Source organism: Armatimonadota bacterium (genome assembly GCA_031460175.1).
Classification (GTDB): Bacteria; Sysuimicrobiota; Sysuimicrobiia; order Sysuimicrobiales; family Sysuimicrobiaceae; genus Sysuimicrobium; species Sysuimicrobium tengchongense.
The window spans coordinates 122,237-132,818 of record JAVKGW010000006.1 but is presented as its reverse complement, the minus strand read 5'-3'; the positions used below and the strand labels follow the sequence as shown (position 1 = coordinate 132,818).

General features: G+C 70.7%; 9 protein-coding genes. All 9 read left to right on the top strand.

Annotation, left to right across the window (positions count from 1 at the left end; translation table 11 throughout):
• The first annotated feature begins 5 nt into the window (after window positions 1-5).
• Genes QN206_09490 through QN206_09450 form a run of 9 tightly spaced genes read left to right on the top strand, consistent with a single transcriptional unit; the run spans window position 6 to window position 10,579 of the window.
• Window positions 6-1,229 (top strand): glycosyltransferase family 4 protein, encoded by a 1,224-nt coding sequence (locus QN206_09490; protein MDR7615038.1) that lies wholly within the window; start codon window positions 6-8, stop codon window positions 1,227-1,229.
• Window positions 1,226-2,068 (top strand): ABC transporter permease, encoded by an 843-nt coding sequence (locus QN206_09485; protein ID MDR7615037.1) that lies wholly within the window; start codon window positions 1,226-1,228, stop codon window positions 2,066-2,068. Before QN206_09490 ends, QN206_09485 begins: the two co-directional genes overlap by 4 nt.
• A gap of 10 nt (window positions 2,069-2,078) precedes the next feature.
• On the top strand, window positions 2,079-4,529 hold the full coding sequence (locus tag QN206_09480) for an ABC transporter ATP-binding protein (protein ID MDR7615036.1): 2,451 nt from the start codon (window positions 2,079-2,081) through the stop codon (window positions 4,527-4,529).
• A gap of 5 nt (window positions 4,530-4,534) precedes the next feature.
• A complete protein-coding gene (locus tag QN206_09475) occupies window positions 4,535-5,668 on the top strand; it encodes a hypothetical protein (protein ID MDR7615035.1) in 1,134 nt (377 codons plus the stop codon).
• The gene (locus QN206_09470) at window positions 5,665-6,561 is read left to right on the top strand and encodes a glycosyltransferase (protein ID MDR7615034.1); all 897 of its coding nucleotides are present in this window, start codon (window positions 5,665-5,667) and stop codon (window positions 6,559-6,561) included. Before QN206_09475 ends, QN206_09470 begins: the two co-directional genes overlap by 4 nt.
• Window positions 6,558-7,268 carry a PIG-L deacetylase family protein gene (locus QN206_09465; GenBank protein MDR7615033.1) on the top strand — a complete coding sequence of 237 codons (711 nt, stop codon included), beginning with the start codon at window positions 6,558-6,560 and terminating at the stop codon, window positions 7,266-7,268. The genes QN206_09470 and QN206_09465 overlap by 4 nt, the downstream gene beginning before the upstream one ends.
• Complete coding sequence (locus QN206_09460) at window positions 7,265-8,653, top strand: glycosyltransferase family 4 protein (protein MDR7615032.1); 1,389 nt, start codon at window positions 7,265-7,267, stop codon at window positions 8,651-8,653. The genes QN206_09465 and QN206_09460 overlap by 4 nt, the downstream gene beginning before the upstream one ends.
• A complete protein-coding gene (locus tag QN206_09455) occupies window positions 8,646-9,572 on the top strand; it encodes a glycosyltransferase family 2 protein (GenBank protein MDR7615031.1) in 927 nt (308 codons plus the stop codon). The genes QN206_09460 and QN206_09455 overlap by 8 nt, the downstream gene beginning before the upstream one ends.
• Entirely contained in the window at window positions 9,569-10,579 is a 1,011-nt protein-coding gene (locus tag QN206_09450) for a glycosyltransferase family 2 protein (GenBank protein MDR7615030.1), read from the top strand. Before QN206_09455 ends, QN206_09450 begins: the two co-directional genes overlap by 4 nt.
• Window positions 10,580-10,582 lie beyond the last annotated feature (3 nt).

Sequence of the window (10,582 nt, the reverse complement as noted above, 5' to 3'; positions counted from 1 at the left end):
CCGTGATGCGCATCTGCCTTTTCTGCCAGGAGTACCCGCCCGAAGTCCGGGGCGGCGGGATCGGGACGTACACGTACACCCTGGCCCGGGCGCTCGCGCAGGCGGGGCACCGGGTGCACGTGGTGGCCCGGGCCACCGCCGTACCTTCCGTGAGGCTGGAGGAGGGCGTGGTGGTGCACCGGATCCTCCCTCCGCAGGACCTCCTCCAGCGGGCGGCCCGGCCCCTCACGGGCCCCCAGAGCTTCCTCGACGCCTACGCCTATTCGCGGGCCGCGGCCGAGCGGGTGCGGGAGATCTTCCGGGAGGAGGGGTTGGACGTGGTACAGAGCCCGGAGCACGGGGCGGAGGGGCTGGTGCTCCTGCGGAACGGGGTGGACCTCGCGCACGTGGTGCGGCTGCACACGCCCCTGTTCCTGGTCAACGAGGCCGCGGGGAAAAGGCTCGGTCCCGGCGGGTGGGTCGTGCACTGGATGGAGCGGACCGCGGCCCGGCGGGCCACCCTGAACACCTGCGCGAGCCGGGCTTTGGCGCGCGCCGTGGCGGCCCGGTTCGGGATCCCGCCCCGCCGCATCCGGGTGGTCCCCAACGCCGTCGACCACGAGCTCTTCTCCCCTGCCCCTTCCCCGCCCGCGGGAGAGCCCACCGTCCTGTACGTCGGGAAGCTGGCGCCCCTCAAGGGGGCCCTGGTGCTCGCGGAGGCCATCCCGCGCGTGCTGCGGCAGATCCCGGAGGCACGGTTCCTATGCGTGGGATCCGACCACGTGGTCCCGGGCCAGGGGTCCACCCGGGAGCGCGTGCGATCCATCCTCCGGAACAACGGAGCCGAGGGATCCATCCGGTTCCTGGAGCCCCTTCCCCGGCACGAGCTGGCCGGCCTCTACCAACGGTGCCACGTGGTGGTGCTGCCCGCTTTCTGGGACAACTTCCCCAACACGGTGCTGGAGGCCTTGAGCTGCGGGGTCCCGGTGGTGGCCAGTGCCGTGGGGGGGATTCCCGAGATCGTGGCGGACGGAAAAGCGGGGTTCCTCGTCCCTCCCGGCGACCCCGAACAGCTCGCGGAGGCCATCGGCGCGCTCCTCCTGGATCCCGACCGCCGCCGGGAGATGGGACGGATGGGACGGGAGAGGGTCTTGCAGGAGTACACCCCGCCGCGGGCGGCGGCCCGCACCCTGGAGGCCTACGAGGAGGCGATCCGCCTCCATCGGACCGAGCGCAGGAGGACGGCATGATCCGCACATCCCTCCCTGAAGTGGTGATCCGGGCCGAGGATCCGCCTCCGGGGTTGCTTGTAGGTCTACGGGAGGTCTTCGCGCACCGGGAGCTGCTGTGGGCATTGGGGATGCGGGAGGTCCGGGTGCGGTACAAGCAGTCGCTCCTCGGTGTCGCGTGGGCCGCGATCCAGCCCCTCACCATGATGTTCATCTTCACGGTGGTGTTCGGCCGGTTCGCCCGGCTCCCAAGTGAGGGCGTTCCGTATCCCGTGTTCTCCTATGCGGCGCTGCTGCCCTGGAACTTCTTCTCCTCGGCCACCTCATCGGCCATCACCAGCGTGGCCGGCGGGGGCGCCCTCATCAAGAAGGTGTACTTCCCCCGGGCGGTGCTGCCGCTGTCGAGCATGCTCACGAGCGGGGTGGACTTCCTCGTCTCCGCGGGGGTCTTCGGACTACTGCTGGCCTACTACAAGGTCTCCGTAGGCTGGCACCTGGTGTACGTCGCTCCCCTGCTCCTGCTCCAGGTGGCTTTCATGATCGGGGTCTCGCTGCTGTTGGGCGCCTTCAACGCGTACTACCGGGACGTCCGGTACGTGCTTCCCATCGCGCTGCAGGTGTGGCTCTACGCCACCCCGGTGGTGTGGTCCATGAGCATGGTCCCGGCGGGCTACCGCCTCTGGTACGCGCTCCTCAACCCCATGGCGGCGGTGGTGGAGGGGTGGCGGGCCGCGGTGCTGCGGGCCTCGGCTCCGGACGCCCTGTTGGTGGGAGCCGCTTCCGCCACCGCCCTCCTCGTGCTCTTCGTGGGCTACCGGTACTTCTGCTACGTGGAGCGGAACTTCGCGGACGTGATCTAGGAGGTCGCTTTTGAGCTACGCCGTCGTCCTCGACCGCGTCTCCAAGAGCTACCGGAAGGGATCGGCCCGGTACCGGTCGCTCCGGGACGACCTCCTGACTCTGCTCGTGCCCTGGTCCTGGGCCCACCGGCGGGAGGCGTTCTGGGCGCTGCGGGAGGTGAGCTTCGAGGTAAAGCCCGGACAGGCCCTGGGCATCATCGGGCCGAACGGCAGCGGCAAGAGCACCACCCTCAAGCTCATCGCCCGCATCACCCACCCCACGGAGGGGACGATCCGCCTCCGGGGCCGGGTGGGGGCGCTCATCGAGGTGGGTGCGGGCATCCACCCGGAGCTCACGGGTCGGGAGAACATCTACGTCTCCGGGGCCATCCTGGGCCTCCGGGGCCGGGAGATCCGGCGCAAGTTCGACCAGATCGTGGAGTTCGCGGAGATCGGGCCCTTCGTGGACACCCCCGTGAAGCACTACTCCTCCGGGATGCAGGTGCGGCTGGGATTCGCGGTGGCGGCCCACATGGACGTGGACGTGCTCCTGGTGGACGAGGTGCTGGCCGTGGGGGACGCCGCGTTCCAGAGCAAGTGCCTCCGCCGCATCCGGGAGATGCGGGACCAAGGGGTCACCATCCTCCTCGTGAGCCACCAGCTCGCGAACGTCCAGCGCATCTGCCCGGAGACCATCCTCCTGCTCGACGGCCGTATCGCGGCCCGGGGACCTACCCCGCAGGTCATCGCGGAGTACTACCGGTACCTGGACGAGACGGGCGCCTCGGCACCGGAGGCGGCCCTGCGGCCCCGAGTACCGGCCCGGCAGGGAGACGACCGGCTTCGAATCCTCGCGGTGCGGTTGCTGGACCGGTCCGGCCGGGAGCGGCCCACCTTCCGGATGGGCGAGGACCTGGTGGTGCGGGTGGAGTACCTGGCGCGCGAGCGGGTGGAGCGGCCCCAGGTGTCCGTGAGTTTCAACAGCAGCGACTGGACCGTGTACACGGGCATGGACACCCGGAACGAGGATCTCCGGATCTCCGCCGTGGAGGGGCGCGGGTGGGTGGATCTCCTCGTGCCGCAACTGGGCCTCGGGCCGGGCCTGTACGAAGTGAACGTGGGCCTGTGGGACGAGACCCTCACCGCCCCGTACGATTGGCGTTGGGGCATCCGCCGGTTCGTGGTGGATACGAACCGGCCGCTCTTCGCCGGCCGGTTCGTCCTCCCGCACCGGTGGTCCTGGCAGGCAGCCTCCGAGACCGAACCTCCGGCAGGGATTGGAGCTCCTGAGGCAAAGGACACCGCGGCCCTCGACCGGTTCCAGGACGCGCTCCTGGGCGCACTGCACACCTACCTCAACGGCGAGTTCGTGGTGCCCGGAAGTCACCGCCGGGAACTGCTCTTGCCCCTCGACCTGCGCGGGAGCCGCGTGCCCTGGGACGTGCTCAAGTCCGCGGTGGTGGCTCTGCGGGAGCTTGCAGGCGATCTCCCCGGCCGGATTCGGGAGCTCGCGGAGGAAGGAGCGTCTTGTCGGTTTTTGTCCTTCGAGGGGGCGGCACGGCTCCTCTCGGCCCTCTACGGAGAGCTCGACCGGCACCTGGAGGATGGCGCGGATCGGGAGGTGCGGGTGCTGCGGGGATTCGACCCCGGGACATACCGGGAGCAGGGGCTCGGGGCGGTGGTGCACCTGGGGGAGTACGTGCGGGAAGCGCTCGCACCGCACCTCCTCGGGTTCTACCTCCACGGGAGCCTCTCCACCCTGGACTACACCCCGTACTCGGACCTGGACGATCTTCTCGTGGTGCGGCGGGAGACGGTCCTGGACGCGGAGCGGCTCATGGCCTGCGCACGGGGGTGCGTGGAGGCCGCGCGGTTCTTGTACGAGCACGACGCCCTGCAGCACCACGGGCACTTCGTGCTTACGGAGCTCGACCTCCGACGCTACCCGCCCGCGCACCTCCCGCCTGAAGCTCTGCCGTACGCCACCGCGGTGGTCGGTCCTCAGGTGTTACGGATCCGGGTCCGGGGCGATGCGCGGGCCTACCGGCGGCAGGCCGAGCGGATGGCCGAGGGCCTCGTGCGGCGCGACCGCCCGCCCCGCAACGTGTGGGCGCTCAAGGACCTCCTGGCCCGGGTGATGCTGCTGCCGGCCCTGTACCTCGGGGCGGCGGGAGAACCCTGCTACAAGAAGTTCGCGTTCGAGCGGGCGCGGTCCCGCTTCGACGGAACGTGGCGCGCGGTGGAGGTCGCCACGGAGCTGCGGGAGCGGTGGCCCTATCGGCCGGGACCTCGGGAGGCGCTCCTGCGTGCGGTGAGCCTCCGTCGCCTGCGGAACCCGGCCCTGTACCGGCGACTCGCCGCCCGGTACGCACCGCCCCCTTCGTCCGAGCTGGTCCGGTTTCTCTGGCGCACGGACTTCTACGCGGAGGCGCGACGGTTCGCCTGCAGAGTCCTCCAACTCCTGGAGAGCCCGGAGGGATAGGCCGGATGTACCGGGACGTCCAGCCCCTCACCCTCGCGGAGTACGGCCGGGTGTTGGACCGGTTCGTGGGGTACGTGTCCCGGCTTCCCCACGTGCGGGCGGTGTTCCGGTTCGGCAGCCTCCGTCATCCCGGGATTTCGGACCTGGATGTCCTGGTGGTGGTCTCGGACGGTGCGGACGCGTGGACCCTGCAGGGCATCCTCGCGGCCACCCGGGGAGGGGCGCTCGCCCAGTACCTCTTCGCTCACCCGCCCGTGGTGGTGCCGGAGGGCGTGGTGGATCGAGTACGGTGGGTGCACACCCTCGACGGCCTGGGACAGCTTTGGGGAGATCCCCTCGAGGTCCCTCCGCCTCCGCCCGAAGTCGGGCCGTGGCTTGCGCTTGCGGAGTACGTGGACTTCAGCTTCTGTGTCCGGTCCGTGCTGCGATCCTGGGAAGGGGAGAACGTGGGGCTGCGTGGCCTCATCCTGCTCCTCACCTCCTGCGTCCGCTCCCTGCGCCTGGCCTCCGGGCTGCTCGGACGGCCCGTGCATGAGGAGGGCGAGGAAGCGGTGCAAAGGCTGCGGGACCGGGTGTGCGAGGGAGCGGCAGATTTTCAGGGCGCGAGGGAGGCGGCGGCGACGGTGGTGCGGGGGCTCCGGGAGGCAGACCGGGCGCTGGCGGAGCACCTGGCACAAAGCGGGGTCGTGGCTCCCGAGCCCGTGCGGGAGTGCGTGCCGTGGGCGGACGGCCGGTACTACGTCTTTGAATTCCCGCTACAGGCCGGGGACGCCTCCAGGCGTCCTGCGGGCCGGTGGTGGCGGCACGTGGGGGTGGATCCCCGGGTGGAGGTGTATCCCACCTTCTACCTGGGCCAGTTCTCCACCTACGCCCTGTCGGGCGGCCCCCTCGGCCGCGCCCACCGGCTGCTGTTCGGAACCGGGTTCGCCCGGCTCCTCCTGAGCCCCGCCTACGCGGCGGTCCTGCGGGAGCGGATCGCGGTGGTGGAGGAGATCTACGGCATCGTCCGCCGGGGCGGGCTTGTGCCCATGGTGCCCCTGGGCCTGGGGTTTCGCTCCCCCGAGGAGATCCGTCCCTCCCGCAGGCGGCGGTGGCTTCGGGGCCTGGTGCTGCGCGGGCTCTCGGGGGGAGGCCCGTGAGGTTCTCCGTGGTGATCCCCACGTACAACCGGGCCGAGCTCCTCGGCCTCACCCTGCGGAGCGTCCTGGCCCAGCGGACAAGCGCCCCCGACGAGGTGATCGTGGTGGACAACAACTCCACCGACCACACCCGGGAGGTGGTGGAAAGGATCGCCCGGGCGGCCGCGGTAGAGGTGCGGTACGTGTTCGAGCCGGTCCAGGGCTCCAGCGCGGCCCGGAACGCCGGCATCGCCGCGGCCCGGGGCGAGATCCTCGCATTCCTGGACGACGACGTGACCGCGGAACCCACCTGGCTGGGGGCTCTGGCCAGTGCCTACGCGCGGGTCCCCGACGCCTGGGCCATCGGGGGGAAGGTGACCTTGAGGCTCCCGGACCGACTCCCGGGATGGCTGGTGCCCCTCGACGGGCTCGTGACCAGTTACCTCAGCGAGCAGGATCTCGGGGAGGAGCTCGTACGCATCGAATTCCCGAGGGGCCTCATCAGCGCGAACCTCGCCGTCCGGCGGGAGGCCTTGGATCAGGTAGGCGGGTTCCGCGGCCAGCTCGGGCGGTTCGGAAAGCAGCTGCTGAGCGGGGAGGACATCGAGCTGTGCTGGCGCATCCAGCGGGCCGGAGGGGCCGTGTACTACTGCGGCGAGGCCTCCGTGGCACACCTGATTACACCGGAGCGGCTCACCAGGAGTTTCTTCCGGCGCCGGGCGTACTGGCAGGGCCGCACGGAGGCGGCTTTCTCGGCCAGGCGAGGGGTGGTCCTGCAGGCGGCCAAGGACGCCGCGAAGTCCGCCCTCCTGTACGCCACGGGAGAGGGAAGCCGTGCGTTCCGGCACGAGCTGGCGACGTGGAAGGCTGCGGGCTACGTGATCGGACGGCTCCGCAACGGGGGGACCCCATGATGCGCCGGCTCCTCGAAAGCCTTGCCCGGGACTGCACCGCGGACCTGACCGGGCGGCGGACCCTGGTCTTAAGCCCGCACCCCGACGACGAGGTCCTGGGCTGCGGAGGGCTCATCGCCTCCAAGGTGCACCTCGAAACCCCCGTGTGGATCGCCTACCTGACGGACGGCCGCAACGGGCTCTCCGACCCGAAGGAGGCCGCGGCCCTGCGGGAACGGGAGGCCCGGGAGGCGGCCTCAGCCCTGGGCGTCCCCGAAGACCACCTCTTCTTCCTGCGGTTTCCGGACGGCGGACTCTCAGACCACCTGGGGACCGCACGGGCCCGGATTCGGACGCTCGTGGAAGAGCTGGGGATCGAGGACCTCTTCGCCCCGTACGGACGGGAGTACCACCCCGATCACGTGGCCGCCTACCTCATCGGCCGGGCCTGCCGGCGGTCCGGGACGCGCCTGTACGAGTATCCCATCTGGTACGGGCCGTGGATCTGGCGGAGGCTCCGGGGACGGGCCCGGTGGGCGGCCCTGCGGCACCTCGCAGACGCCCGCCGGGCGGTTCGGGTCCGCGTGGCGGAGTTCCTGGAGGTCAAGCGGCAGGCGCTTTGGGCCTACCGGTCCCAGGTCGCGCAGTTCGAGGCCCTGGGGGCATGGGGGGAGGGGTTCCTGCGGGGGTTTCTCACCCCGTACGAGGTGTTCTTCGTCTCGCCATGAGGGTGCTCCTCGTGACCTACGACCATCCCTTCCGCGGCCGTAGCGGGGTGGCCGCGTACTGCCGGGACCTCCTCGCAGAGCTCCGGGGCCGGGGGATTGAGGTGGTCCACCTGTACGGCGCGGAGCGGAGCTGGGTCCCGGGCTCGAGGCTACGGCGCCGGATCGAGCAGGGAATCCGGCTTGTATCCCTCGTGAACTCCCCGGCCCCGCCCGCCCTCTCCGTGGACCGGCCCCTCCAGGATCGCGGGTGCTCTGCGCTCGACCGCCTGCTCACGACCTTCTTCGAGGAGGTCCGGCCGGACGTGGTCCACGTCCACTCCCTGATGGGCTTTACGGGCTCCCTGCTCCGGTCGGCAAAACGGACCGGCCTCCCCGTGGTGGTCACCCTCCACGACTTCTGGGCCCTGTGTACCCGCATCTCCCTCGTACGGACCGACGGGACGCCCTGCGGAGGGCCGGACGAGGGGGTGAACTGCGCCCGGTTCTGCGCCCGGACGGAGAGCCGCCGGCGGAGGCTGTACCGCAGGCTGCTCGCGGTGCTTCCCTCAGGCCCCCTGCGCACGGCCGTGGAGCGCGCGGCGAACCTGTACCTGCGGGCAAGCGCCCACGGCCCGCGGGAGGGTTCAGGCCGTCCGACGCGCCTTCCCCTCCTGCAGGATGTGCGGACCCACGGGGAGCGGACCCGTCGGCTTGTGGAGGATCTTTTGGGCGCGGACCGGCTGCTCGCGGTCTCCGGGTTCGTGCGGGACGTCTACGGGCGGCACGGGGTCCCGGAGGGCCGGATGCAGGTTCTGCCCCTCGGTCTCGGGGTCGTCGGCCGCGTCCGGTGGCGGGTGCGGCATGCGTCCTCGCCCGTCCGGTTCGGGTATCTCGGCCGCCTCTCTCCCTTCAAGGGCGCCCACCTCCTCGCGCAGGTGGCCCGGGAGATCCCGGCCGACCGGGCCCGGTTCCTGTTCTTCGGCCCCGCAAGCGCCCGGACCTGCGAGGAGCTACGGCGGCTTGCGGGAGGCCGGCCGCTCGAGTTCTACGGGCCCTACCGCCGGGAAGACCTTCCCCGGATCCTGGAGGGAATCGACGTGGCCGTGGTCCCCACCCTGTTTCAGGAGACCGTGGGGCTCACGGCCCTGGAACCGCAGGCGGCCGGGGTCCCGGTCATCGCCTCCGCCCTCGGCGCTCTTCCCGAGTGGGTGGAGCACGGGCACAACGGCCTGTTGTTTCCGTCCGGCGATGCGGCGGCCCTGCGCCGGCTGATCCTGCTCGTGGCGGAGAGCCCGGACCTCGTGGCGCGCTTTTCCGCGAACACGAGGCCGCCGCTTTCCATCCGGGAGCACGTGGAGGAGCTCCTGCGGATCTACGAGGAATGCCGGAGCGTGTGCCGTGTCTAGCGTGGACGTCTCCGTGGTCGTCGTGAACCACAACACCCGGGAGCTGCTACACGGTTGCTTGACCTCCGTGCTCGAGGACGCGCGGCGGAGTGGGCTCAAGGTGGAAGTCATCGTGGTGGACAACGCCTCCACGGACGGGAGCCCCGAGTGGGTGGCCCAGCACTTCCCGGACGTCCTGCTCCTCCGAACTCAGCAGAACCTGGGCTACTCGGCGGGCAACAACCTCGGCATCCGGCGGAGCCGCGGCCGGAACGTCCTGCTGCTCAACTCGGACACGGTGCTCCGTCCCGGCGCTCTGCGGGAGATGTGCGCGAAGCTGGACGCCCGGGCGGACCTCGGCGCCGTGGCCCCCAAGCTGCTAAACCCGGACGGGTCCGTGCAGCAATCCTGCTGGCGCTTTCCCCTCAAGGCGCTGCTCATCAACGCCCTGGGACTGGGCCGGCTGGGACTCGTGGACGACTACCGGCGGTGGGACCACCGGACCGACCGGGAGGTGGAGTGGGTGTGCTCCGCGGCCGTGATGGTGCCGCGGCGGGCCTTCGAGCGGGTGGGGCTGCTGGACGAGGACTTCTTCTACGGCGCCGACACGGACTGGTGTCACCGGGCCGCCCGCGCGGGCCTGCGGTTCCTCTCCCTCTCCCGGGCGGAGGTGGTCCACCACGGCCGGGGCAGCCGCACAGGCCCTCTCGACCCACGGTTCGTGGGCGGGCCGCCGGTCCAGGAGAAGTACGTCCACAAGCACTACGGCAAGATGGGCGTCCTGCTGTTCCGGCTCCTCCTGCTGTTGAACGCGCTCCCAAGGGCCGTGATCCTGGAACTCCTGCACCGCCTCCGTCCCGGCTCCGCCCTCCGGGAGCGCCGGGAGCTGTACCGGCGACTCCTTTCCTTCGCCCTGCGGAAGGAGGGGATCCTCGCGTGATCCGGACCCGGCACCCCTCCGGAAGTCCGCGGACACGACCCGCGGTCCCGGACTGCTCCGTGGTGTTCCTCAACTGGAACAAGCGGGACCGGCTCCGCAAAGGTCTGGCAGCCCTCCGCGGTCCTTCTTCCCTCCGGCTGGAGGTCATCGTGGTGGACAACGGCAGCACGGACGGGAGTGCCGAGATGGTGCGCGCGGAGTTCCCGGAGGTGCACCTCGTGGAGACGGGCCACAACCTGGGGATCGCGCGGGGCAAGAACGAGGGCATCCGTCTGGCCCGGGGCGAGTTCGTGTTGGTGGCGGACGACGACGTGGTGATCCATCCCGAGCAGATCCACGAACTGATCCGCATCGCCCGGGAAAACCCGCAGGCCGCGGTGGTGGCGCCCATGAAGGTGGACGACCGCGGGGAGCCCCTCTACACCCACCACGTCCCGGGACCCTCCACCCTCGGCTTCTGGCACTTCCTGGTGGCGGAATGGTCCCTCCAGCAGCTGGCCCGATGGGTCAAACGCACACTGAGACGGCGTGGGGCTGCACCGCACGAGAACGAGCACCTCGTGGAGGTTCCCTTCATCGGCGGAGGGGTCATGCTGGTCCGGCGCACCGCCATCGAGCAGGTGGGGCTCCTGGACGGCAACATCTTCTTCTACGGGGAGGACTTCGACTGGTGCTGGCGGTTCCGCCGGCACGGCTGGAAGGTGCTCTACGCCCCCCAGGTCCGGGTGGTGGCCGCCTACGGGGTGAACGCCCGGCGCACCAAGCGCGCCTCCCTCATCTCCTTGCAGAGCCGGCGCTACCTTTTCACGAAGCACGTGGGGCGGTGCTGGCTTCCCCTGTACGTCGCCGTGGCCCTGGTGGGGCTGGGCTTTCGGCTCGTCTACTACGCCCTCCAGGATCTTTTACGTCCTGTACCGGGCGACATTCGAATCGGGACGTGGCTTGCGCGGTCCCTGGCCATTCTTTTCGGCCTCTTCCGGGACCCGCCGGCGTTGCCGCGGAGCTAGCCC